Source organism: Elioraea rosea, assembly GCF_007644105.1.
GTDB lineage: Bacteria > Pseudomonadota > Alphaproteobacteria > Acetobacterales > Acetobacteraceae > Elioraea_A > Elioraea_A rosea.
This window is the reverse complement of record NZ_VFAC01000007.1, coordinates 83,184-106,535: the sequence shown is the minus strand read 5'-3', so window position 1 is coordinate 106,535 and position 23,352 is coordinate 83,184. Positions and strand designations below refer to the sequence as shown.

The 23,352-nt window shown below is 69.8% G+C and carries 20 protein-coding genes; 17 read left to right on the top strand and 3 right to left on the bottom strand.

What is annotated here, in order from left to right:
* Position 1: 1 nt before the first annotated feature.
* The 3 genes from chlG to FIF60_RS07225 form a co-directional block, all read right to left on the bottom strand.
* Positions 2–925, bottom strand: coding sequence for a chlorophyll synthase ChlG (gene chlG / locus FIF60_RS07235; protein ID WP_144185349.1), 924 nt, complete (start codon positions 923–925; stop codon positions 2–4).
* Complete coding sequence (ppsR, locus tag FIF60_RS07230; protein WP_144185347.1) at positions 922–2,346, bottom strand: transcriptional regulator PpsR; 1,425 nt, start codon at positions 2,344–2,346, stop codon at positions 922–924. Before ppsR ends, chlG begins: the two co-directional genes overlap by 4 nt.
* A gap of 84 nt (positions 2,347–2,430) precedes the next feature.
* Positions 2,431–3,384, bottom strand: coding sequence for a cobalamin B12-binding domain-containing protein (locus tag FIF60_RS07225; protein ID WP_144185346.1), 954 nt, complete (start codon positions 3,382–3,384; stop codon positions 2,431–2,433).
* 293 nt (positions 3,385–3,677) lie between these two features.
* Between FIF60_RS07225 and bchF the strand changes: the two genes are divergently transcribed.
* From bchF to bchO, 17 genes are all read left to right on the top strand, one after another.
* A complete protein-coding gene (gene bchF / locus FIF60_RS07220; protein ID WP_408869790.1) occupies positions 3,678–4,265 on the top strand; it encodes a 2-vinyl bacteriochlorophyllide hydratase in 588 nt (195 codons plus the stop codon).
* Positions 4,262–5,563, top strand: a complete 1,302-nt coding sequence (locus tag FIF60_RS07215) for a ferredoxin:protochlorophyllide reductase (ATP-dependent) subunit N (RefSeq protein ID WP_204251130.1) — start codon at positions 4,262–4,264, stop codon at positions 5,561–5,563. Before bchF ends, FIF60_RS07215 begins: the two co-directional genes overlap by 4 nt.
* A 2-nt stretch (positions 5,564–5,565) precedes the next feature.
* Complete coding sequence (gene bchB / locus FIF60_RS07210) at positions 5,566–7,167, top strand: ferredoxin:protochlorophyllide reductase (ATP-dependent) subunit B (RefSeq protein WP_144185342.1); 1,602 nt, start codon at positions 5,566–5,568, stop codon at positions 7,165–7,167.
* A 10-nt stretch (positions 7,168–7,177) separates the two neighbouring features.
* Positions 7,178–10,780, top strand: a complete 3,603-nt coding sequence (locus FIF60_RS07205; protein ID WP_456305143.1) for a magnesium chelatase subunit H — start codon at positions 7,178–7,180, stop codon at positions 10,778–10,780.
* Complete coding sequence (gene bchL / locus FIF60_RS07200; protein WP_144185338.1) at positions 10,777–11,703, top strand: ferredoxin:protochlorophyllide reductase (ATP-dependent) iron-sulfur ATP-binding protein; 927 nt, start codon at positions 10,777–10,779, stop codon at positions 11,701–11,703. Before FIF60_RS07205 ends, bchL begins: the two co-directional genes overlap by 4 nt.
* A complete protein-coding gene (bchM, locus tag FIF60_RS07195) occupies positions 11,703–12,413 on the top strand; it encodes a magnesium protoporphyrin IX methyltransferase (protein WP_144185336.1) in 711 nt (236 codons plus the stop codon). The genes bchL and bchM overlap by 1 nt, the downstream gene beginning before the upstream one ends.
* Positions 12,410–13,867: a BCD family MFS transporter gene (locus FIF60_RS07190; protein ID WP_144185334.1), complete on the top strand. Its 1,458-nt coding sequence runs from the start codon at positions 12,410–12,412 to the stop codon at positions 13,865–13,867. The genes bchM and FIF60_RS07190 overlap by 4 nt, the downstream gene beginning before the upstream one ends.
* A 3-nt stretch (positions 13,868–13,870) precedes the next feature.
* The gene (puhA, locus tag FIF60_RS07185) at positions 13,871–14,641 is read left to right on the top strand and encodes a photosynthetic reaction center subunit H (protein ID WP_144185333.1); all 771 of its coding nucleotides are present in this window, start codon (positions 13,871–13,873) and stop codon (positions 14,639–14,641) included.
* Positions 14,642–14,666: 25 nt separating this feature from the next.
* Complete coding sequence (gene puhB, locus FIF60_RS07180; protein WP_158639105.1) at positions 14,667–15,320, top strand: photosynthetic complex putative assembly protein PuhB; 654 nt, start codon at positions 14,667–14,669, stop codon at positions 15,318–15,320.
* A 19-nt stretch (positions 15,321–15,339) separates the two neighbouring features.
* Positions 15,340–15,810 carry a photosynthetic complex assembly protein PuhC gene (gene puhC, locus FIF60_RS07175; protein WP_144185329.1) on the top strand — a complete coding sequence of 157 codons (471 nt, stop codon included), beginning with the start codon at positions 15,340–15,342 and terminating at the stop codon, positions 15,808–15,810.
* Positions 15,807–16,118, top strand: coding sequence for a hypothetical protein (locus FIF60_RS07170; RefSeq protein WP_144185327.1), 312 nt, complete (start codon positions 15,807–15,809; stop codon positions 16,116–16,118). Before puhC ends, FIF60_RS07170 begins: the two co-directional genes overlap by 4 nt.
* Positions 16,115–17,182 (top strand): magnesium-protoporphyrin IX monomethyl ester (oxidative) cyclase, encoded by a 1,068-nt coding sequence (gene acsF / locus FIF60_RS07165; RefSeq protein ID WP_144185325.1) that lies wholly within the window; start codon positions 16,115–16,117, stop codon positions 17,180–17,182. The genes FIF60_RS07170 and acsF overlap by 4 nt, the downstream gene beginning before the upstream one ends.
* A gap of 31 nt (positions 17,183–17,213) precedes the next feature.
* Positions 17,214–18,278 (top strand): putative photosynthetic complex assembly protein PuhE, encoded by a 1,065-nt coding sequence (gene puhE, locus FIF60_RS07160; RefSeq protein ID WP_144185323.1) that lies wholly within the window; start codon positions 17,214–17,216, stop codon positions 18,276–18,278.
* Positions 18,279–18,362: 84 nt separating this feature from the next.
* Positions 18,363–19,574 (top strand): 5-aminolevulinate synthase, encoded by a 1,212-nt coding sequence (gene hemA / locus FIF60_RS07155; protein ID WP_144185321.1) that lies wholly within the window; start codon positions 18,363–18,365, stop codon positions 19,572–19,574.
* 43 nt (positions 19,575–19,617) lie between these two features.
* The gene (gene bchI / locus FIF60_RS07150; RefSeq protein ID WP_275426715.1) at positions 19,618–20,643 is read left to right on the top strand and encodes a magnesium chelatase ATPase subunit I; all 1,026 of its coding nucleotides are present in this window, start codon (positions 19,618–19,620) and stop codon (positions 20,641–20,643) included.
* Entirely contained in the window at positions 20,640–22,394 is a 1,755-nt protein-coding gene (locus tag FIF60_RS07145; RefSeq protein ID WP_144185319.1) for a magnesium chelatase subunit D, read from the top strand. Before bchI ends, FIF60_RS07145 begins: the two co-directional genes overlap by 4 nt.
* A gap of 18 nt (positions 22,395–22,412) precedes the next feature.
* The gene (gene bchO / locus FIF60_RS07140; RefSeq protein ID WP_144185316.1) at positions 22,413–23,288 is read left to right on the top strand and encodes an alpha/beta fold hydrolase BchO; all 876 of its coding nucleotides are present in this window, start codon (positions 22,413–22,415) and stop codon (positions 23,286–23,288) included.
* Positions 23,289–23,352: the final 64 nt, after the last annotated feature.

The following is a 23,352-nucleotide window of genomic DNA, read 5'->3' as shown; positions in this document are numbered from 1 at the left end:
CTCATGCGACCGGCCTGATGGCGAAGGCCGTCACCAGCATGCCGATCACGTAGAGCGTCGTTCCGGTTGCGTTGTACCAGGGTGCGAGCTTGCGCGGGTCTGACAGCAGCTTCCGCATGAGCACGACCTGTACGCCGAGCACGGCCGCGACGGCAGCCGCATGCAGCGGCGCATCGCGCGCCAGGAGCAAGGCGACGACGGCGACCTGCGGCAGCGCCATCACCCAGCAGGCGAGCCGCGCGGCCGGCGCGACGCCGAGGCGGACCGGCAGCGAGCCGATGCCCATGCGCCGGTCGCCCTCCACCGCCTTGAAGTCGTTCAGCGTCATGATGCCGTGCGCGCCGATGCTGTAGAGCGCGGCGACCAGGAGCACGACCGGCGCCGGCGCGCCGCCTGCCATCACCGCCGCTCCCGTGATCCAGGGCAGGCCCTCGTAGCAGGCGCCGCACACCGCGCTCGACCACCAGCCATTCTGCTTCAACCGGATGGGCGGGGCGCTGTAGGCCCAAGCCAGAACGAGGCCGACGACGGTGGCCCAGAAGCCCCACGTGCCGAGCTGCGAAGCGACGGCAAGCGATAGAAGGCTCATGCCGATCGCGATCCAGAGCCCCCAGCGTCCGGGGATGCGGCCGGACGGTATGGGGCGGTTCGGCTCGTTGATCGCATCGACGTGCCGGTCGAACCAGTCGTTCACAGCCTGACTCGTTCCGCACACGAGAGGGCCAGCGAGCAGCACGCCGAGGGCGAACAGGCCCAGGCGCTCCGTTGGGGCGACGCCGCTCGAGACGACGCCGCAGCCGAACGCCCACATCGGCGCGAACCAGGTGATCGGCTTGAGAAGCTCTAGCGCTGCGAGCGGCGAGGCAGGGCGGCGGCCGACGAGCGGTGCGGGGATGTTCGCCGCCAGTCCGCCGCCCTCGCTCATGGCTGGTCCGAGCTCGAGGCGAGGTCGCCGAGGCCGTAGCGGCGGAGCTTCACGTAGAGGCTCTGTCGCGAGAGGCCCAGCATCTCCGCAGCCGAGGCGCGGTTGTCGTTGGTGAGCTCGAGCGCGGCCTCGATGCAGAGCCGCTCGATCACGTCGGTCGCCTCGCGGACAAGGTCCTTCAGCGGCACGCGGCCGATCAGCTCCGAGAGCTGCTGCACCGAGCGCGGCATCTCCCGCTGCGAGTTCGGCTGCGTGGCAAGGCGCGTGCCGACGTCGCGGATCGCGAAGCCGTAGCAGGGCACGCCGCCGTTCGTCGTCGACACCGCGGAGATCTCGACCTGCGCCTGTGCGCCGTACTCGCCGCGCAACGTGCTCGGGAACAGCCGGACCGGCCCGCGCTCCCGCAGGTTGGCCAGCAGAACCTCGAGGTCGACACCAGGCCGGCCGAGCCAGCGCTCGAGCGCCTCGCCCCGCGCCTGCTCCTCCGTCGCGAGCTGCGCCATCTCGAGGAAGGCGGCGTTCGCGGTGAGGATCCGGCCATCCTCGCCGGTCACGACGAAGCCGTCCGGCGCGCTCTCGACGAGCTTGAGCAGCTTCGATTTCGGCCGCCCTGGCGTGACCAGCTCGTCGGTCACCGCGACCGCGAGGAGGCGGACAAGATAGAAGGAGCTGTTGTCCTGCCGGAACAGCGTCGCCGACACATCGACCGGGCGAGCGCTGCCGCCGAGCATGGCGCGCACGTCGTCCCCGCGGCCTGCGGCCCGCACCCCGGCAAGCAGGAGTTCGATGGGCCGTCGCGCCGGTTCTGCGAAGATCGACAGGAAATCCTGCCCGACCTGGGGCCGGGACTCGGCGCCGAACAGCTCCTCGGCCGCCGGGTTCACCTCGACGATCCGCCGCGAGTCGGCATCGAGCACGAGCACGGGATCGGACGACATCTGGAACAGCAGGCGATACCGCGTCTCGGCGTAGCGCAGCCGGGTGTAGTCGCGCTCGAGCGAGGCCTGGGCATCGACGAGTCGCTGCTGCAGCGCCGCGATGGGGCGCAGGTCACGGCCAAAGGCGACGATGTGCTTCCTCGGCCCGGTCCGAACGGCGGAATAGAGAATGGGCAAGGTGGTGCCGCGCGGGGTGATCTGGTTCACGTGGCGCCAGGTCGGCGCCCGGCCGTCGGTGGCGGAGGCAATGATCTCTGCTGTCTTGGTGCGGCTGTCGGGCGCGACGATGTCGGCCCAGGGCCTTCCCCGCCAGGCGCTGCCATCGCCGACTTCGCGGGCGATGTCATCGGTATTGCAGGCCACGTCCAGCACCGTTCCTTCAGGCGACACGACAAGGGCGATATCTGCTGCCGCCGAGACGAGCGCTGCCGCCGCCTCTGCGTCGAGATCTCCCAGCGCGACCCGTGGGGTCATGAATGTCATGTCGTCCTGCCTTGTCCTTCATGTCGGCGCCCTCGCCGACAACCCGCCTCCCATGCCGTCACCACCAATCGCCATGCCGTGATCTCAGTTGCCCTGCCGGGCGTGAGCGAGCAGGCCTTCCGCCTGCTCCACGGCGTGGCGCGCATCCCGGGCCATCGCATCAGCTCCGGTCCGGGTTACGCGATCCGGGTCGACAGCGAAGGCAGGCCCGCCGACCATGACCCGAAGGCCACGGTTGAGCGAGGCGCGCCTCGCGGCATGGATCGCGGAGGCAAGCGCATCCCGCGAGTCGCCGCAACTGTCAGAGATCCCGAGCACCGCATACCAGCCCCGGCGGATGGCCCCCGATAGGTCACCCTGGCTCTTCGGGGCGATGGTTTCGACCATCCAGCCGGCGCGCCTGAGAAAAGCGCCAACGATATCAAGGGCGAAAGCGTGCGCCTCGCCGGGCCGCGTCGAGAGGAGGATGCGCTTCCCGGGGTCGCGCCGAGTCGGCTCCGCATTGCAGCAAAACGCATGGTCCAGGGCATGCAGCAGCCGCTGCAGCGCCAGGATCCCGATCGTGACGTCGGCGAAGCTCGCCCGGTCGTCATGCCAGAGCTGGCCGAGATGGCGCGCCGCGGCGGCCACGACATCGATATAGATCGTCTCGAGCGCATGGCCCCCGGCCTGCAACGCCTCGACGAAGCGGACCGCGCCGGCGACGTCGCTCTCGAGCGCAAGATCGGCCAGCACAACGATCGGCTCGGCGAAGCGGGTGCTCCCGGCTCCGTTCGCGCCGCCCGGGCTCGGCGCCCGCAGCGCGAGCACAAGGCGCGGGAGGATGTCGGCCGAGACGGCGCTCGCGAGACCATTGCAGCGGGGCGTGGCAGGACGCCTTCGGGCGAGAAGGGCTCGTGTCAGCTCATCCACGAGAGGGGATGCGCCGGTCCCGTAGGACACGCCGGAACCGTCCTCGTCGGCGTCCCGCGCGCCAAGGGCGGTGACGTTGGAAAGCAGTGAGCCCTGGTGCAGCGAGTCCAAGCCGGTGATGTCCATCGCCCGTCCTCCGAGTGAGAGTCTATCCCGCCGCACCAGGCCAACTGTCAAGCTTCATTTACGTCAATCCTGCTTGACACCCGATCCGCCCGAACACTAGCCTTCCACTGCGCGCTTTGGAGCGGGCGGCATGGGCGTCAAGCGGCAGATCAGGACGAGTTTCCAAGAGATCGTCTCCTTCCGCAGGGCGCCCCGTCGAAGCCGTGATGATCCGCCGGAGCCGCGGCGAGAACCGTGACGACAGCGGACCTTTTCGGGAGGGGGCTTGTCAAGAAATGCTTACACCTAGGCCGGTGCAGAAGCTGATTGACTCCATCGACTGCAGCCCCTGGGGCATCGCCTGCGGGCGCGCCACGCTGCATGGCAAGACAGCGCCGAGGCGCCCCCTTCGCCAGCCCCTCTACACGCCGGAAGAGCGCGCCCGGCGCGACGCCTCGCGCTGGACGCTGGTCCAGGGTGTGCTGGCGCCACTGCAGTTCGTCGTTTTCCTGGTCAGCCTCGGTCTCGTGCTGACCTACCTCTCCACGGGCGAGGGGCTCGCGGCCGCAACGGCATCGATCGTGGTCAAGACGCTGCTGCTCTACACGATCATGGTGACGGGCTCTCTCTGGGAGCACGACGTCTACGGCAAGTACCTCTTCGCCAGGCCCTTCTTCTGGGAAGACGTGTTCAGCATGCTCGTGCTCGCGCTGCACACGCTCTACCTCATCGTGGCGGCCGCAGCCCTCGTCTCTCCCCGTACCCAGATGCTGATCGCACTCGCGGCCTACGCGGCCTACGTCGTCAACGCCGCGCAGTTCGTGATGAAGCTGCGGGCGGCGCGGCGCGACGGAGCGCTTGCCTCCGCAGGGCCAGGCGGCAGGCCAGGCTTCGCGCAGTGAACCATCCCTCCCCCCTCTCGCGGCTCGCCCCCCGTGCGGGGGCACTCTCCGGGTGCGCCGAGGGCGAGGTCATCCACGAGCGCGGCCAGCGCGAGGTCTTCTGCGGCCTGACAGGCATCATCTGGCTGCACCGCAAGATCCAGGACGCGTTCTTCCTGATCGTCGGCTCGCGCACCTGCGCGCATCTCATGCAGTCCGCCGCCGGCGTCATGATCTTCGCGGAGCCCCGCTTCGCGACAGCGATCATCGACGAACGGGATCTCGCGGGGCTCGCGGATGCCAACGAGGAACTCGACAGGCTGGTGACGAAGCTTATCGCCCGTCGCCCCGACATCCGGCTGCTCTTCCTTGTCGGCTCCTGCCCCTCCGAGGTCATCAAGCTCGATCTCTCCCGCGCCGCGCAGCGACTCGACAGCGTGCTCTCGCCCGGCGTGCGCGTGCTGAACTATTCCGGCAGCGGCATCGAGACGACCTTCACGCAGGGCGAGGATGCCTGCCTTGCCGCACTCGTGCCCGAGATGGCTGAGGCAAAGGCGGAGGATCGTTCGCTCCTGATCGTCGGCGCGCTCGCCGAAACGGTGGAGGACCAGTTCCGCCGGCTGTTCGCCGAGATGGGCGTCGGCCCCGTGACGTTCCTGCCGCCCCGCCGCGCCGCCGAGCTTCCCGCCGTGGGCCCTGGCACGCGCATGCTCCTCGCGCAGCCCTTCCTCGCAGACACAGCGCGCTCGCTCGAGACGCGCGGAGCGAAGCGACTCGCCGCCCCCTTCCCGCTCGGTATGGAGGGAACGACGGGCTGGCTCGCCGCGGCGGCTGAGGAATGGGGCGTGCCGCGCCAGCGCTTCGACGACGCGGTCGCCGCGCCGCGCCGGCGTGCAGCGATCGCGCTCGCCGCCCATCGCGAGCGACTCGAGGGCAGCAGGATCTTCTTCTTTCCCGACAGCCAGCTCGAGATCCCGCTTGCGCGGTTCTGCGCCGCCGAGCTCGGCATGACGCCGCTCGAGATCGGCACGCCCTACCTCCACCGCGAGCATCTCGCGGAGGAGCTCGCGCTCCTCCCCGCCGGCTCCCGGATCGTCGAGGGCCAGCATGTCGAGCGGCAGCTCGACCGCTGCCGCGAGGCCCGCCCCGACATCGCTGTGTGCGGCCTCGGCCTGGCCAATCCGCTCGAGGCCGAGGGCATCACCACCAAATGGTCGATCGAGCTCGTGTTCACGCCGATCCAGGGCTTCGACCAGGCCGGTGACCTCGCGGGACTGTTCGCGCGCCCGCTGTCGCGGCGCGACAGGCTGGAGGTGTAGCGATGCACCTCGCCGTCTGGACCTATGAGGGGCCGCCGCATGTCGGAGCGATGCGCATCGCCGCCTCGATGCGCGACGTGCACTACGTGCTGCATGCCCCGCAGGGCGACACCTACGCTGATCTTCTCTTCACGATGATCGCGCGGCAGAAGGCGCGGCCGCCCGTCACCTACACCACGTTCCAGGCGCGCGATCTCGGCGGCGACACGGCGGGGCTGTTCAAGGCCGCCTGCGCCGATGCCTATGACCGCTTCCGCCCCGCGGCACTTCTCGTCGGCTCCTCCTGCACCGCCGAGCTGATCCAGGACGACCCGGGCGGACTCGCCGAGGGGATGGACCTTCCCATTCCGGTCGTTCCCCTCGAGCTGCCTGCCTATCAGCGCAAGGAGAACTGGGGCGCGGCGGAGACGTTCTACCGCCTCGTCCGCGCCTTCGCAGGCCCCTCGGCGCCGCCGCCTGGCACGGCGCGCGCGCCGCGCGCCGCCGGCCATCGCCCGCGCTGCAACATCCTCGGCCCCACCGCCCTCGGCTTCCGCCACCGCGACGACGTGACCGAGATCGTGAGCCTGCTCGGCCGCATCGGGGTCGACGTGAACGTCGTCGCGCCGCTGGGCGCGTCGGTCGCGGATCTCGCGAGGCTTGGCGAGGCGGAGATGAACGTCGTCCTCTACCCGGAGGTCGCGGGCGTGGCGGCGGCGTGGCTCGGGCGCACCTTCGGACAGAGGACGATCCGCGCCATCCCGATCGGCGTTCTCGGGACGCGCGGCTTCATCGCCGAGATCGCCGAGGCCGCAGGGCTCGACGCGGACGTGCTGCTCGCGGCGGAGGAGAGCCGGCTTCCCTGGTACTCCCGGTCCGTCGACAGCACCTACCTCACCGGCAAGCGCGTGTTCATCTTCGGCGATGCGACGCACGCGATCGCCGCCGCCCGCGTCGCCGCGAAGGAGCTCGGCTTCGCCGTCGTGGGCTTGGGCACCTACGCGCGCGAGTTCGGGCGCGAGGTCCGCGAGGCGGCTGCCGAATACGGCGTCGAGCCGCTCATCACCGACGACTATCTCGAGGTCGAGGCCAAGGTGGCAGAACTGCAGCCCGAGCTCGTTCTCGGCACGCAGATGGAACGCCACATCGCCAAGCGGCTGGGCATTCCCTGCGCGGTGATCTCCGCGCCCGTGCATGTGCAGGACTTCCCTGCCCGCTACTCGCCGCAGATGGGGTTCGAAGGCGCCAACGTTCTCTTCGACACCTGGGTGCACCCGCTGATGATGGGCCTCGAGGAGCATCTCCTCGGCATGTTCCGCGACGATTTCGAATTCCACGACGGCGCCGCTCCCTCGCATCTCGGCCACGCGCCGACGCCGCGCACCGAGCCTGCGCCCGAGCCCGCGCTGGCCGTGTCCACGGCGGCACCGGCTGTCGCGCCGGCCGCGCCCGAGCCGCCCGGGCAGCCTGGCTGGACACCGGAGGCCGAGAAGGAACTCGGCCGCATCCCCTTCTTCGTGCGCGGGAAGGCGCGCCGCAACACCGAACGCTTCGCATCTGAACGCGGACTCGTCCGCATCACCGTCGAGACGCTGTATGACGCGAAAGCCCACTTCTCGCGCTGACGGGCCCGCCGTGCGGGTCGCGATCGTCACCATGGACAGCCATTTCGGCGGTGCCGTTGCGGCTGCGCGCGAGATGCTGGCACGCGACCTTCCCGGGCTCGAGCTCGTGCTGCACGCCGCCGACGAGTTCGCCTCCGACGAGGCCGCGCTCGCCGACTGCCTCGACGACATCGCCCGCGCCGACATCGTCATTGCCGGCATGCTGTTCCTCGAGGACCACATCAAGCTCGTCGAGCCCGCGCTCGCGGCACGCCGTGCGGCCTGCGATGCGCTCGTCTGCTGCCTTTCCGCTCCCGAGGTGGTGAGGCTCACCCGGCTCGGCCGGTTCGACATGTCGGTCGAAGCGAGCGGCATCGTCGGCCTCCTGAAGCGCCTCCGCGGCAAGCGCACCGCGCAGGGCCATCCGGCGAGCGGCAAGGGCCAGATGAAGATGCTGCGCGAGCTGCCGCGGCTGCTTCGCTTCATTCCCGGAACGGCGCAGGACGTTCGCGCCTACTTCCTCACGCTGCAGTACTGGCTCGCCGGCTCGGCAGAGAACATCGCCGGCATGGTGGCGATGCTGGTGAACCGCTACGCGACCGGGCCGCGCAAGGCGCTCGCGGGCTCGCTGCGGGTCGCGCCACCCGTCCACTACCCGGATGTCGGCCTTTATCACCCGCGTACAAAGGGCCGCATCACGGAGCGGCTCGATGCGCTGCCGCGCGAGGGGGCACGCGGCACGGTCGGTGTTCTCGTGCTTCGGTCCTACGTCCTGGCCAACAATGCACGCCACTACGACGGAGTGATCGCCGCACTCGAAGCGCAAGGGATGAACGTCGTCCCGGCCTTCTCGTCCGGGCTCGATGCCCGCCCGGCGGTCGAGCAGTACTTCATGCGCAACGGCACCCCGGTCGTCGATGCCGTCGTCTCCCTCACCGGCTTCTCTCTCGTCGGCGGACCGGCCTACAACGACGCGCGCGCGGCGGAGGACATCCTCGCAAAGCTCGACGTGCCCTATGTCACCGCCCACCCGCTCGAGTTCCAGACGATGCGGCAGTGGAACGCCGACCAGCGCGGCCTGCTGCCGGTCGAAGCGACCATGATGGTCGCTATCCCGGAGCTCGATGGCGGCATCTGGCCGATGACCTTCGGCGGCCGCTGCGGCGCATCCGAGACGGGAGAGAAGTGCGCGGGCTGCGATGGCGTCTCCTGTGCACGCAACATGGTTCCCCACCCGGAGCGCGCAACGACCCTTGCCGGCCGCGTCGCTCGTCTGGTGGCGCTGCGCCGTGCCGAGCGTGCCCGGCGCAAGGTCGCGATCGTCCTCTTCAACTTCCCACCCAACGCGGGAACGACCGGCACGGCTGCTTTCCTCGGTGTGTTCGCCTCGCTCAGGAACACGCTTCGGGCGATGCGCGATGAAGGCTATGCGGTCGATGTCCCCGAGAGCGTCGATGCGCTCCGCACAATGATCCTCGAAGGCAACCGCGACCGGTTCGGCACGGTCGCCAATGTCGGCGCGCGGATCTCCGCCGATGACCATGTTCGCCGCACGCCGTGGCTCGCGGAGATCGAGAAGCAGTGGGGGCCTGCACCAGGCCGCGCCAACAGCGATGGGCGTGACATCTTCGTGCTCGGCGTCCAGCTCGGCAACGTGTTCGTCGGCGTCCAGCCAGGCTTCGGCTACGAGGGCGATCCGATGCGCCTTCTGTTCGAACACGGGTTTGCGCCGACCCATGCCTTCACCGCGTTCTACCGCTGGCTGCGCGAGGATTTCGGGGCCGATGCGGTGCTCCACTTCGGAACGCACGGGGCGCTCGAGTTCATGCCCGGCAAGCAGGTCGGCGTCTCCGCGCAGTGCTGGCCGGACAGGCTGATCGGCGATCTGCCGAACTTCTACCTCTACGCGTCCAACAATCCCTCCGAGGGCATGATCGCCAAGCGGCGGGCCGGCGCGACGCTGGTGAGCTACCTCACGCCCCCGGTCTCCGCTGCGGGTCTCTATCGGGGCCTGCTCGATCTCAAGGCCTCGCTCGACCGCTGGCGCGCCCTCGAGCCTGACGCCGACCCCGGTCAACGCGATGCGCTCGCCGGGATGATCCAGGCCCAGGCTGCCGCGGTCGACCTTGCGACCACCGAACCTGTCTGGGGCGAGGCGGCAACGGCGAAGATCATCGCTCTCGCCGCCGATCTCCTCGAACTCGAGTACGCGCTGATCCCGCACGGGCTTCACGTCGTCGGCGAACCCCCAGACGCCGCCCAGCGTTCCGAGCTGCTCGATGCGGCAGGCATCACCGATGCCGAAGACCGCACGCGCCTAGACGCGCTGCTCGCTGCCGACAACGAGCTTCCCGGCCTGCTCCGCGCGCTTGACGGACGCTACATCCGCCCTGCCCCGGGCGGCGATCTGCTCCGCAGCATGGACGTGCTGCCGACGGGCCGGAACATCCATGGCTTCGATCCGTTCAAGCTCCCCTCCGCCTTCGCTGTCGAGGATGGCGCGCGCCAGGCACAGCGCCTGCTCGAGAGGCACGCGCAGGAGGGCAATGCACTGCCCGAAACGGTGGCGATGGTTCTCTGGGGCACCGACAATCTCAAGACCGAGGGCGGACCGATCGCGCAGGCACTGGCGCTGATGGGGGCGAAGCCGAGGCTCGACAGCTATGGTCGCGTTACCGGCGCCGCCCTCGTCCCGCTTGCCGAGCTCGGTCGCCCGCGGGTCGATGTCGTGATCACCACCTCCGGCATTTTCCGCGACCTCCTGCCGCTGCAGATGAAGCTGCTCGCCGAAGCGGCGTTGCTGGCGGCAACCGCAGACGAGCCGGCCGACATGAATTTCGTCCGGCGCCATGCACTCGCGCATATCGCGCGGCACGGCGGCACGATCGAGGACGCCGCCCTGCGCGTGTTCGGCAATACCGACGGTGCCTACGGCGCCAACGTGAACTTCCTTGTCGGCGAAGGGGCGTGGAACGACGAGGACGAGCTCGCCGAGGCCTTCGTGAAGCGGAAGGGCTACGCCTTCGGCGTCGATGGCAAGCCCGCCCGCAACGACAAGGTGCTTGGCGACATCCTCGCGACGGTCGACATCACCTACCAGAACCTCGACAGCATCGAGGTCGGCGTCACCACGGTCGATCACTACTTCGACACGCTCGGCGGAATCAGCCGCGCGGTGCGCCGCGCGCGCGGCGGTACCGCGTCGGCCGTCTACATCGGCGACCAGACGCGCGGCGATGGTCGGGTGCGCACGATCGCCGAGCAGGTCGCGCTCGAGACGCGCACGCGGGTGCTGAACCCGAAATGGTACGAGGGCCTGCTCAAGCACGGGTTCGAAGGCGTGCGCGAGATCGAGGCGCATGTGACGAACACGATGGGCTGGTCTGCAACCACCGGCGAGGTCGCACCCTGGGTCTACCAGCACCTGGCGCAGACCTACATGCTCGACGACGCGATGCGCGAGCGCCTCGCCGCGCTGAACCCAACCGCTTCGGCCAAGATCGCCAACCGGCTGATCGAGGCCCATGAGCGGCGCTACTGGAGCCCTGATCCCGAGATGCTCGACGCGCTTCGCCGCGCCGGGGAAGACCTCGAGGACAGGATGGAAGGCATCACACAGGGAGTGCCCGCATGACTGTCGTGACGCCAACACGTCCGGCCGCGCCCGCGCTGTCGCGCAGCCACACCCGCGCACGCGGTGACGGAGACGGCAGCGTTCAGGTCCACCCCGACACGGCGTTCAAGATCGAGGGGGCGAAGGTGTTCGCCGTCTACGGCAAGGGCGGGATCGGCAAGAGCACGACGTCGTCGAACCTCTCCGTGGCCTTCTCCAAGCTCGGGCGGCGGGTGCTGCAGATCGGCTGCGACCCGAAGCATGACAGCACCTTCACGCTGACCAAGCGGCTGATCCCGACGGTGATCGACGTGCTCGAATCCGTCGAGTTCCATGCCGAGGAGCTTCGCGCTGAGGATTTCGTCGTCGAGGGCTACAACGGCGTGCTCTGCGTCGAGGCGGGCGGGCCGCCGGCTGGCACAGGCTGCGGCGGCTACGTGGTCGGGCAGACGGTGAAGCTGCTCAAGGAGCATCACCTGCTCGAGGAGACCGACGTCGTCATCTTCGACGTGCTCGGCGACGTCGTGTGCGGCGGGTTCGCCGCCCCCCTTCTGCACGCCGATCGCGGGCTGATCGTTGCGGCGAACGATTTCGACAGCATCTTCGCGATGAACCGCATCGTCGCGGCGATCGCCGCAAAGGCGAAGAACTATCCGGTGCGCCTCGGGGGGGTGATCGCGAACCGCTCCGACAGCACCGACCAGATCGAGAAGTACAACCAGGCGACGGGGCTTCGCACCCTCGCGCATTTCCCGTCTCTCGACGTCATCCGCCGGTCCCGGCTGAAGAAGACGACCCTGTTCGAGATGGAGCACTCGCCCGAACTCGAGGCGGTGCAGCAGGAATACATGCGGCTCGCCGCGGCTCTCTGGGCCGGCACCGACGCCATCGAGGCAGGCCCGCTGAAGGACCGCGAGATCTTCGACCTCCTGGGGTTCGACTGATGCACACGGCGACCTACCAGCAGCGGCGCGGCCAGCTCCTCACCTATTTCGACCGCACGGCGGTCGAAGCCTGGAAGCGGCTGACCTCGGATGCCCCGGTGGGCCGAATCCGCGCGACCGTTCGCGCGGGCCGCGACACGATGCGCGCGACGATGCTCTCGTGGCTTCCAGCCGATCTCACCGGCCTCCGCCTTCTCGATGCCGGGTGCGGAACGGGCGCGCTCGCGATCGCTGCGGCGGCACGGGGCGCAGACGTCGTCGCGATCGACCTCTCGCCGACGCTGGTCGGCCTCGCACGGGAACGCGCCGAGGCGACGCCGCTGCGCGGGCGGGTGACGTTCCGCTCCGGCGACATGCTCGATGCGAGCCTTGGCAGCTTCGACCATGTGGTCTGTATGGACAGCCTCATCCACTACCGGGCGCAGGACGTGACGCGCGCCCTCGCCGGGCTTGCCGCGCGGACACGATCGAGCGTTCTCTTCACCTATGCGCCGCGCACACCCGCCCTCGCCGCGATGCATGCGGTGGGCAGGCTGTTCCCGCGGAGCGACCGCGCGCCAGCGATCGAGCCGGTAGCCGGGGCGAAGCTCGCGCGGCTCATCGGCGAGGAGGCGGGGCTGTCTTCCTACGGGATCGGCCGGACGCTCCGGGTCTCGCGGGGCTTCTACACCTCGCAGGCGCTCGAGCTGCGGCGGGACGGCACTGCATGAAGGCACTCAACGCCTCGCTCCTGCGCGGCTGGCAGCGCCTCGGCACGCGCTTCCTGCCCTTCGCAGACGTCGCAACGCCCGACCTTCCGCTCGGCCGCCTGGTGCGGCTGTCGCTGTTCCAGGTCTCCGTCGGGATGTCGGCGGTTCTGCTGATCGGCACGCTGAACCGCGTGATGATCGTCGAGCTCGGCGTGCCCACCTCGCTCGTCGGTCTGATGGTCGCGCTTCCGATCGTGTTCGCACCCTTCCGCGCGCTGATCGGCTTCCGGTCCGACACGCATCGCTCAGCGCTCGGCTGGCGACGTGTTCCCTATATCTGGTTCGGCAGCCTGCTGCAGTTCGGCGGCCTCGCCATCATGCCCTTCGCCCTGCTGCTCCTCTCGGGCGACACCGAATGGCCGCCCATCTTCGGCCAGCTCGCGGCAGCGCTTGCCTTCCTCCTCGTCGGCGCAGGGCTGCACACGGTCCAGACCGTCGGCCTCGCCCTTGCGACCGACCTCGCGGCAGAGGAGACGCAGCCACGCGTCGTCGCCCTGATGTCGGTCGTGCTGCTTGCCGGCATGGTCGTCTCGGCGCTGATCTTCGGCGCCCTTCTGGCCGATTTCAGCCAGCTTCGCCTGATCCAGGTGATCCAGGGTGCGGCGGTCGTGACGATGGCGCTCAACTGCATCGCTCTCTGGAAGCAGGAGCCGCGCGACCCGGCCCGCACCGCACGGCACGTGCCGCAGCCGAGCTTCTCCGAGAGCTGGGCCCAGCTTCGCGAGGGCGGGCAGTGGAACCGCCGCCTGCTCGCCGTCGGCCTCGGCTCCGCAGCGTTCAGCATGCAGGACGTGCTGCTCGAGCCCTATGGCGGCCAGGTTCTCGGCATGAGCGTCGCCGGAACGACGATGCTCACCGCGCTGTTCGCCGCCGGCGGCATCGCGGGCTTCGCGCTCTCGGCGCGGGCGCTGAGCCGCCCGGTCGATCCGCACCGGCTCGCCGCCTACGGTGCGCTGATCGGCGCCTTCGCCTTCGCCGCCATCATCCTTGCCGCCCCGACCGGGTCGGTCGCGTTGTTCTTCGCCGGAACCGCGATGATCGGGCTCGGCAGCGGCTTCTTCGTCGCTGGCACCCTCACCGCCTGCATCCGCTTCGCCCGCAAGGGCCAGACCGGGCTCGCCCTCGGTGCCTGGGGGGCCGTTCAGGCAACCGCAGTCGGTGCGGCGATCGCCATGGGCTCCGTGCTGCGCGACGTGATCGGCGGCGCGGCAACGGCCGGCACGCTCGGCTCGACGCTGCAGACGACCGTGACCGGCTACGGCGCGGTGTACCTCATCGAGATCGTACTTCTTTTCCTCACGCTGGCCGTGATCGGCCCGCTTGTGCGCCATGCGGGCGCGCCACAACAGCCCGCGCCCCAGCTCGACCCGCGCACCGCTCGCGCTGTCGAGCCAACACCCAGCCTGGCGAGGTAAACGATGCCCTCCACCGGCATAACGGCCCACTTCGATATCGCCTTCATCAGCCTCTACGCGTTCTGGATCTTCTTCGCGGGGCTCGTCTTCTACCTGCACCGCGAAGGCAAGCGCGAAGGCTACCCGCTGGTCAGCGACCGCCCCTCTCGCATCCGCGTCGTCGGGTTCCCTGACCTGCCTTCGCCGAAGACCTTCATCACGCATGACGGTCACAGGATCACGGTGCCGCGGGTCGGCGAGGTCGAGCCGCCGATCGTGGGCGCGGTTCCGGCATCGGGAAGCTTCGGCTCCCCGCTCGTGCCGACCGGCAACCCGATGCTCGATGCCGTCGGCCCCGCCTCCTACGTACAGCGCGCTGACGTTCCGGACCTGACCTACGATGACGGCGTGCCCAAGATCGTGCCGCTGCGCATCGCGCCGGGCTGGAGCCTCGCCGAGGAGGATCCCGATCCGCGCGGCATGGCCGTGGTCGGCGCCGACGGCAAGGTCGCCGGGACCTGCACCGATGTCTGGATCGACCTGTCCGAGGTGATCGCACGCTTCGTCGAGGTCGATATCGGCGCACGCAGCGTGCTCGTGCCGATGACTCTCGTGCGCATCGATGCGACGCGGCGCCAGGTTCGCGTGGTGTCGGTTCTGGCGAAGCATTTCGCCGATGCTCCGGGACTTGCGAACCCGAACCAGGTTACGCTTCGCGAGGAAGACCGCATCGGCGCATACTTCGCGTCGGGTCACATGTACGCCACGCCGCAGAGGCAGGAACCGCTTGTCTGAGCGTGGCGCGAAAGGAGGGATCGCCGTGAGGGAGCATGACTTCGAGCCCGTTCCGGGACTGCCGGAGAGGCTGCCTCCCGGCGAGACCATCCTGTGGCAGGGAGCGCCGAGGCGAGACTCGCTCGCCCGTCGCGCCCTGCATGTGCGCACCATCGCCATCTACTTCGCGCTGCTCGCTGCCTGGCGGGGCATCGCGCTCGCCATGGATGGCGCCGCAGCGACCGAGATCGCGCTCGGTGTTGCGCTCCTCGTCGTGCTCGGCGGGGCGGCCATCCTGCCGCTCGCGCTCTACGCCTGGGCCTCGGCGCGTACGACGCTCTACACCGTGACGAACCGAAGGGTGGTGATCCGCGCCGGCGTGGCGCTGCCGACCACCGTCAACGTTCCCTACGCGTCCGTCGAAGCGGCCGGGCTCAAGCAGCATTCCGACGGAACCGGCGACATCGCCCTGCGGCTCGCGCCGAGCGAGAAGATCGCCTTCCTCTTCCTCTGGCCGCATGCCCGGCCCTGGCACTTCTCTCGCCCGCAGCCGACGCTCCGCTGCATCGCCGAGCCCGAGACGGTGGCGCAGATCATCGGACGCGCGCTCGCGGCATCCGCCGCCCTCCCCGTCCAGGCGGTTCCCGGCACCGAGCACCGAAGCCCCGCGCGCGGCGAAGCCGCGGCCGCAACGATCTAGCGGGGGGCGGGAGGAGACCATGCAGACACCTTCCTCTTCCACGCGACGCCGCCGGTTTCCGCGCGGCGCGCTCGCGGCTGCCGCCGTTGCCGTCGCCCTGTCGTTCGGCGCCGCACTTCTCTTCGAGCCCAACGACAGCGATCTCTCCCGCCCGAACGGCGCTCCACGCGTGACGCGAGACCTCCGCTTTGAGGATACGCCGACCGGCTCGATCCGCATCAGCGACGCGCGCACAGGCGAGACGGTGACGGACCTCGCACCGGGCACGGGCGGCTTCGTCCGCGCGACGCTGCGCGGCTTCGCCCGCGAGCGCCGCGCGGCCGATGGTCCAGGACCCGAGACCCCGTTCCGCCTGACGGCCTGGAGTGACGGGCGCCTCACCCTCGAGGACCCCGCGACTGGCCGCTTCGTTGACCTCGGCGCCTTCGGGCCGACGCAGGTCGAGAGCTTCACGACAATCCTCGTCGCAGAAGGAGGACAACGCCGATGATCGACTGGCTTCTGGGGAGACACACGGTCGAGATCGTCTGCGATCTCGATCTCGAGCAGACGGCGGAAAGCCTCCACGCCTACTCGATTCCGGTCGGAATCGACATCGGTCCCGGGGACGAGCTCGTGATGCACGGCGCGCCGGCGGGGGTTCCGTTCGGCGAGCGTGCGACGATGCAGGTGCGCGCCACGGTGCGGCGCGCCGGCTGGTATGACCGCGCGATGGTGCATCTCGGCGCGTTCTTCACGCTGACCGAGCTCTACAATGTCGGCTTCGAGGACATCGAGCTTCCAGAGGTGGCAGCATGAACGCGCTCACGCCGCACAAGACGACGAACGAGAGCACGCGCATCGCGCTGCAGGACACGGTGCTGACGCCACGCTTCTACACGACCGATTTCGACGCGATGGACAGGCTCGACATCTCCTCCGTCCGCGCCGACTGGGACGCGCTGATGGCGGAGTTCCGGGCGGACCTGAACAAGGGCCATTTCGTCCGCACGACCGCCTTTGACGAGTTCAAGCTCGAGGACCTGCCGCCGCCGCTGCGGAAGGAGTTCATGGAGTTCCTCGTCAGCTCCGTGACGGCCGAGTTCTCCGGCTGCGTGCTCTATGCCGAGATCAAGAAGCGCATCAAGAACCCCGATGTGCAGGAGCTCTTCGCCGTGATGGCGCGCGACGAGGCGCGGCATGCAGGCTTCATCAACGAGACGCTGAAGGGCCTCGGCATCGGCGTCGATCTCGGCTTCCTGACCAAGGCGAAGAAGTACACCTACTTCCAGCCGAAGTTCATCTTCTACGCGACCTATCTCTCGGAGAAGATCGGCTACGCCCGCTACATCACGATCTTCCGTCAGTTCGAACGGCACCCCGAGAACCGCTTCCACCCGATCTTCCAGTGGTTCGAGAAGTGGTGCAACGACGAGTTCCGCCACGGCGAGGCCTTCGCGCTGCTGATGCGTGCGAATCCTTCACTGCTCGAGGGGCTGAACAGGTACTGGGTGAAGTTCTTCCAGCTCGCCGTCTACGCAACGATGTACGTGCGCGACCATGCCCGGCCGGAGTTTCACAAGGCGCTCGGCATGGATGCGACCACCTATGACATGCAGGTGTTCCGCATCACCGCAGAGATCTCGAAGCAGGTCTTCCCCGTCACGCTCGACCTCGACCATCCAGCCTTCCATCGCGGGCTCGAGAAGCTGTTCGCGATCACGCAGGCGATGTCGGAGGCGAAGAACCAGAAGGGCATCGGCGGTGCGCTGAGGCGGCTCGGGCTGAAGGCGTCGGCGGCGAAGACCTTCCTTGGCCTCTATCTGCTTCCGGGCAAGCACGCGGCCCTTCCGGCCGAGATCCGCACCGCGGCGGCGTGGTAGCAGGCGGCATGGGAGCGAGGGTCGCGGCCGCATGACCGATCTGCTCCTCCCGGCTGTGTTCACGGCGTTCGCCTGGTGGTTCTCCACCGGCGCGATCCTCTGGCTCGACGGGCTGCCGCGGAACACGTTCCGGGTGAGCATCACGGTCGCGACCTCGCTCGCCGCACTCTCCCTGTGGGCGCTCTCGGCAACCGCCGATGACGGCTCGCTTTCGGGCGCGTATCTCGCCTTCCTTGCCGGGCTGATGATCTGGGCCTGGCAGGAGATGACCTTCCTGATGGGGTTCATCACCGGGCCGCGCCCGGCGGCGGCGACGCCCGGCGCGGGGCCGCTCCGCCGCTTCGCCGAGGCGACGGCGGCGATCCTGCATCACGAGCTCGCCATCCTCGCCGGCGCGGCAGCGATCGCGGCCGCGACCTGGGGCGGAGAGAACCTGGCCGGGCTCTGGACCTACCTTCTCCTCTGGGCGATGCGGCTGAGCGCGAAGCTCAACCTGTTCCTCGGCGTACCCAATTCAGGCGAGGAGCTGCTGCCCGACCATCTCGCCTTCCTCAAGAGCCATTTCCGCAGGCGGCCGATGAACCTGCTCTTCCCGTTCTCCATCACGGGCGGGACGATCGGCACGGTCCTTCTCGTCCAGGCCGCGCTCACGGCGACGTCGGCTGGCGAGGCCGCGGGCTACACCTTCCTCGCGAGCATGCTTGCGCTCGCGGTGCTCGAGCACTGGTTCCTCGTTCTGCCGATCCCCTCGATCCTGCTCTGGGCCTGGAGCCTGCGCGATGCGGCGCGGAAGCCCGAGAAGCGGGACTGGAGTACCTCGATCGACGCTCCTTGCGATCCCGAAGGCCTCCGCCATCTCCTCGATGCCGCGTCGCGCGGCGCCTTCGGCGAGGTCGAGACGCTGCGCGGAAGCGTGCGGGCCGGAGGCGGCTGGGTCGAGTTCTATGCCTCCGAGCGGGGAGCGACGATCACCGCCTGCCCTGCACCGCCGAGCGCTGAGGCCCGGGTCACGGCGACGGGCGCACGGATAGACCTCAAGCGCCTGCAGGCCGCGCTCCTCGCCTGCACCGCCGCGCCTCTGCCAGAGGCTGGATGAGACGATGACAAGGCATCGCACGACGCCGCGCCGTGCAGACGCCAGACCCGATGCAGCGCGGCACCGGCACGGTACGGAGGCGACATGAACTACGAGGCATTCTTCCGCCGCCATCTCGAGGGCCTGCGGAACGAAGGACGCTACCGTGTCTTCGCCGACATCGAGCGGCGAGCCGGTGCCTTCCCGCGGGCGACGCTGCACACGCCTGAGGGAACCCGCGAGGTCACCGTCTGGTGCAGCAACGACTATCTCGGCATGGGGCAGAACCCCGAGGTCCTTGCCGCGATGCACGAGGCGCTCGACCGCTGCGGCGCCGGCGCGGGCGGCACGCGCAACATCGGCGGAACCAACCACTACCATGTGCGCCTCGAAGCGACGCTTGCCGACCTGCACGGCAAGGAAGCGGCGCTGATCTTCAACTCGGGCTACATGTCAAACTGGGCGAGCCTGACCACGCTCGCCGCACGGGTTCCCGAATGCGTGGTGTTCTCCGACGAGGGCAACCATGCGTCGATGATCGAGGGCATCCGCCATTCGCGCGCAGAGCGCCGCATCTTCGCCCACAACGACCCTGAGGACCTTCGTCGCAAGCTCGCCGAGTTCCCGCGCGAGCGGCCGAAGCTCGTGGCGTTCGAGAGCGTCTACTCGATGGACGGCGACATCGCGCCCATCGCCGAGATCTGCGACGTGGCGGACGAGTTCGGCGCGATGACCTATCTCGACGAGGTGCACGCCGTCGGACTCTACGGGCCGCGCGGCGGCGGCGTGGCCGAGCGCGAGGGCCTGTCCGACAGGCTGACGGTCATCGAAGGAACGCTCGGCAAGGCGTTCGGCGTGCTCGGCGGCTACATCGCGGCCTCCACCGCGCTCTGCGACTTCGTGCGCTCGAACGCGTCGGGCTTCATCTTCACGACCGCCATCCCGCCCCATGTCGCGGCCGGCGCCATCGCCTCGATCGGCCATCTGAAGCGCAGCACGACGGAGCGGCAGAGGATGCACGAACGCGTCGCGACCGTGCGCCGCCGCCTCGACGCGATCGGGGTTCCGCATCTCGCCAACCCGAGCCACATCGTGCCCGTGATGGTGGGCGACCCCGTCGCCTGCAAGCGGATCAGCGACATCCTGCTCGAGGCCTACGGCATCTACGTGCAGCCGATCAACTACCCGACCGTGGCGCGCGGCACGGAGCGGCTGCGCATCACCCCCTCGCCGCTGCACTCCGATGCCGATATCGAGCATCTGATCGGCGCCCTTTCCGCCATCTGGTCGGAGCTGAGCCTGCGCCGTGCGGCATGACTCCGCTCTTGCCGCGAGCGGAGCGCGGGGTGATGCTCGCGGCGTGAACGCCAGGGTCCTTTTTCCGTTCTCCGCCATCGTCGGCCAGGAGGAAATGAAGCGCGCGCTGCTGATCGCGGCGGTTGACGCCACGCTCGGCGGCGTCCTCGTGTTCGGCGATCGGGGCACGGGCAAATCGACCGCCGTGCGCGCGCTCGCGGCGCTCCTGCCGCCGATGCGCGTCGTCGTCGGCTGCCCGTATTCCTGCTCGCCCGATGCGCCGGCCGGCCTCTGCGAGCAGTGCAGCCAGCCCGGCGCGAAGGCGAAGACGGCGCTTGTGCCGGTTCCCGTGGTCGACCTCCCTCTCGGCGCGACGGAGGACCGCGTGGTCGGCGCACTCGACATCGAGCGCGCGCTGGCCCAGGGCGTGAAGGCGTTCGAGCCAGGGCTGCTCGCCCGCGCCCATCGGGGCTTCCTCTACATCGACGAAGTAAACCTACTCGAGGACCACATCGTCGATCTCCTGCTCGACGTCGCCGCGTCCGGCGAGAACGTGGTGGAGCGCGAGGGGCTGTCGATACGCCACCCCGCGCGCTTCGTTCTCGTCGGCTCTGGCAACCCCGAGGAGGGGGAGCTTCGCCCCCAGCTGCTCGACCGCTTCGGCCTTTCCGTCGAGGTCACGACGCCCAGCGACATCGCCACGCGCATCGAGGTCGTCCGCCGTCGCGACGCGTTCGAGCGCGACCAGGCGGGCTTCGCCGTGTCCTGGGCGGCCGAGGAGGCGAAGCTTCGCCGGCGCCTCGTCGCCGCCCGCAAGCGCCTTCCCGAGATCGTCGTGCCGGACGAGTCGATCGGCCATGCCGCGAGGCTGTGCATAGCGCTCGGAACGGACGGTCTCCGCGGCGAGCTCACGCTGATCCGCGCCGCGCGCGCGCTCGCTGCGTATGACGGTGAGCGTGAGGTCGGCCTCGCGCAGCTTCGCGCGGTCGCCCCGGCGGCGCTGCGCCACAGGCTTCGGCGCAACCCGCTCGACGATACCGTGGCGACCACGCGCGTCGAACGCGCCATCGCCGAGGTTCTTGCCGCATGAGCGAGGCCGCGCGGGCCTGGGACGATGCCCTTCTCGCCGCGCAGCTTCTCGCGATCGACCCTGCCGGGCTCAAGGGCCTCGTGCTTCGCGCGCGGCCAGGCCCGGTGCTCGACCGTTGGCTCGGCTTCCTGCGCCGCGTGCTTCCGGAAGGGATGCCGCTGCGCAAGCTGCCCCCCGGCATCGGCGATTCGCGATTGCTCGGCGGCATCGATCTCGCAGCAACGCTGAAGAGCGGCCGGCCTGTCGGCGCGCGCGGCCTGCTCGCCGAAGCCGATGGCGGCCTCGTTCTGGTGCCGATGGCGGAACGTCTTGCGCCCGGGCTCGCTGCGCGCCTCGGCGCTGCGCTCGACCGCGGCGAGGTCGTCGCCGAGCGCGAGGGGATGACGATCCGGGCTCCCGCGCGCGTCGGGCTCGTGCTTCTCGATGAAGGTGCCACGGAGGATGAGGCGCCGCCGCCCGAGCTCGCCGAGCGCATCGGCCTCGCCGCGCGGCTCGAGGGCATCCCGCTTGCCGACACAGCCATGGCCGAGACGGGTCGCGATGCGATCCTCCGCGCCCGTACCGCCTTGGCGAAGGTTTCGGTGGATGCCCGAACGTTGGAGGCGCTCTGCGCCACGGCCGCGGCCTTCGGCATCGGCTCGCTCCGCGCCCCGCTGCTTGCGCTTGCGGCCGCGCGCGCCTCCGCCGCCCTCGCGGGACGGCCCGCCGTCGAGGAGGCGGATGCGATCGCTGCGACCCGGCTGGTGCTTGCCCCGCGCGCGACCTGCATGCCGAGCCCGCCCGAGCCGGAGACACCGCCTGAGCAGGACACTCCGCCGCCGCCCGAGCAGACGGAGAACCGCTCGGAGGAAGGCGAGACAAGCGATGCGCTCTCCGACGTCCTGCTTGCCGCCGCCGCAGCCGCCGTGCCGAAGGACCTACTCGCGGCGCTCGCGCAGCGAGGCCTCTCCCGCGGTGCCGCGAGCACGGGCAAGGAAGGGGCCGCGCGCCTCTCCGCACTTCGCGGCGCGCCGCTTGCCGCGCGGCCTGGCATGCCTGGCGGAGGCAAGCGGCTCGCGCTGCTCGAGACGCTTCGCGCCGCTGCCCCCTGGCAGGGCATGCGCCGTCGCCAAGGCGGGCCACGCATCGCCGTGCGGCGCGAGGATTTCCACATCCGCCGCTACCGCGAGCGGAGCGAGACGACGACGATCTTCGCCGTCGATGCCTCCGGCTCCTCTGCGCTGAACCGCATGGCCGAAGCGAAGGGGGCGGTCGAGCTCCTGCTCGCCGATTGCTATGTGCGGCGCGACCGCGTTGCGCTGATCGCCTTTCGCGGCCGGCAGGCAGAACTTCTTCTTCCGCCGACGACATCGCTCGTCCGCGCCAAGCGAAGCCTCGCGGCCCTTCCGGGCGGTGGCGGCACGCCCGTCGCCTCTGCGCTCGACGGTGCGCGCGCGCTCGCCGAAGCGGTGCTTCGCCGCGGCGGTACGCCGGTTGTCGTCCTGTTTACCGATGGGCGCGCCAATGTCGCGCGCGATGGCACGGGTGGGCGCGAGGCCGCCGAGCGGGACGCGCTTGCCGCCGCCCGTGTACTGGCTTCGCTTCGCATCGCCTCGGTCCTGCTCGACACCTCGCCGCGGCCGCAGAAGCAGGGCGAGACGCTCGCCGCAGCGATGGGCGCGCGCTACCTCCCGCTTCCCTATGCGGATGCGGCGGCCGTGTCGCGCGCGGTGAAGGCGATGGCGCCGGCGCACACCGCGCGGGCTGCCTGAGCGCGCGGACGCCGCCCTTTGTCCAGCCGGCCGGCCTGGGATCGTGACGGCCGCGACTGGCCGAACCGGAAGGCAAGCCGCTTCGTCCGTGCAGGCGGTTTCCGCTGGCACGTGCAGATCACCGGCACGGGCCCTGCCCTCCTCCTGGTGCACGGAACCGGCGCGGCGACGCATTCCTGGCGCGGCCTCCTGCCGCTTCTCGCAGAGCGCTTCACCGTCGTCGCCCCCGACCTTCCGGGCCACGGCTTCACCGATGCGCCGCCGAAACGCGCCCTGTCGTTGCCGGGCATGGCGGAGGCCGTGCACGCCCTGCTGCGCGAGCTCGGCGCCGTGCCCGAGCTCGTCGCCGGCCATTCCGCCGGCGCGGCGGTCGCTGCTTCCATGGCGCTCGAGGGCATGCTCGCGCCGCGCGCGATCGTCTCGATCAACGGCGCGCTTCTGCCGCTGCGCGGCGGGCCAGGCGACCTGTTCATCTTCTCGGCCCTTGCCCGCATGCTCGTTGCCGTTCCGGTCGTGCCCTGGCTGATCGCCAGGCGTGCGGCAGACCGTTCGGCTGTGGAACGGCTCCTGCGCAACACCGGCTCGCGCATCGATGCCGAAGGCGTCAGGCTCTACGCAAGCCTGGCGCGTCATTCGGCGCATGTGACGGCCGCCCTCGGCATGATGGCTGCGTGGGACCTTCACCCCCTCGCCCGCGCCCTGCCGGGGCTCAGGCCCGCGCTCACGCTGGTCGTCGGCGGCAATGACCGTACGATCCCACCGGAGGATGCGCTGCGCGTGCGCGCGATCCTGCCCACGGCGCAGCTCGTCACGCTTCCCGGGCTCGGTCACCTCGCGCATGAGGAGGCACCCGAGGAGGTCGCTGCGCTGATCGTGCAAGCTTCCGAACCCTGAGGCGCCGCGCTGCGCAAAAAAAGAGGGCGGCCACGAAGGGCCGCCCCAGCGAGGGAGAGGGAGC

Excerpts from the sequence above, each read along its gene's own strand:
- chlG (WP_144185349.1), bottom strand. The coding sequence starts at position 925 with ATGAGCGAGGGCGGCGGACTGGCGGCGAACATCCCCGCACCGCTCGTC.
- ppsR (WP_144185347.1), bottom strand. The coding sequence starts at position 2,346 with ATGACATTCATGACCCCACGGGTCGCGCTGGGAGATCTCGACGCAGAG.
- FIF60_RS07225 (WP_144185346.1), bottom strand. The coding sequence starts at position 3,384 with ATGGACATCACCGGCTTGGACTCGCTGCACCAGGGCTCACTGCTTTCC.
- bchB (WP_144185342.1), top strand. The coding sequence starts at position 5,566 with ATGCACCTCGCCGTCTGGACCTATGAGGGGCCGCCGCATGTCGGAGCG.
- bchL (WP_144185338.1), top strand. The coding sequence starts at position 10,777 with ATGACTGTCGTGACGCCAACACGTCCGGCCGCGCCCGCGCTGTCGCGC.
- bchM (WP_144185336.1), top strand. The coding sequence starts at position 11,703 with ATGCACACGGCGACCTACCAGCAGCGGCGCGGCCAGCTCCTCACCTAT.
- FIF60_RS07190 (WP_144185334.1), top strand. The coding sequence starts at position 12,410 with ATGAAGGCACTCAACGCCTCGCTCCTGCGCGGCTGGCAGCGCCTCGGC.
- puhA (WP_144185333.1), top strand. The coding sequence starts at position 13,871 with ATGCCCTCCACCGGCATAACGGCCCACTTCGATATCGCCTTCATCAGC.
- puhC (WP_144185329.1), top strand. The coding sequence starts at position 15,340 with ATGCAGACACCTTCCTCTTCCACGCGACGCCGCCGGTTTCCGCGCGGC.
- FIF60_RS07170 (WP_144185327.1), top strand. The coding sequence starts at position 15,807 with ATGATCGACTGGCTTCTGGGGAGACACACGGTCGAGATCGTCTGCGAT.
- acsF (WP_144185325.1), top strand. The coding sequence starts at position 16,115 with ATGAACGCGCTCACGCCGCACAAGACGACGAACGAGAGCACGCGCATC.
- puhE (WP_144185323.1), top strand. The coding sequence starts at position 17,214 with ATGACCGATCTGCTCCTCCCGGCTGTGTTCACGGCGTTCGCCTGGTGG.
- hemA (WP_144185321.1), top strand. The coding sequence starts at position 18,363 with ATGAACTACGAGGCATTCTTCCGCCGCCATCTCGAGGGCCTGCGGAAC.
- FIF60_RS07145 (WP_144185319.1), top strand. The coding sequence starts at position 20,640 with ATGAGCGAGGCCGCGCGGGCCTGGGACGATGCCCTTCTCGCCGCGCAG.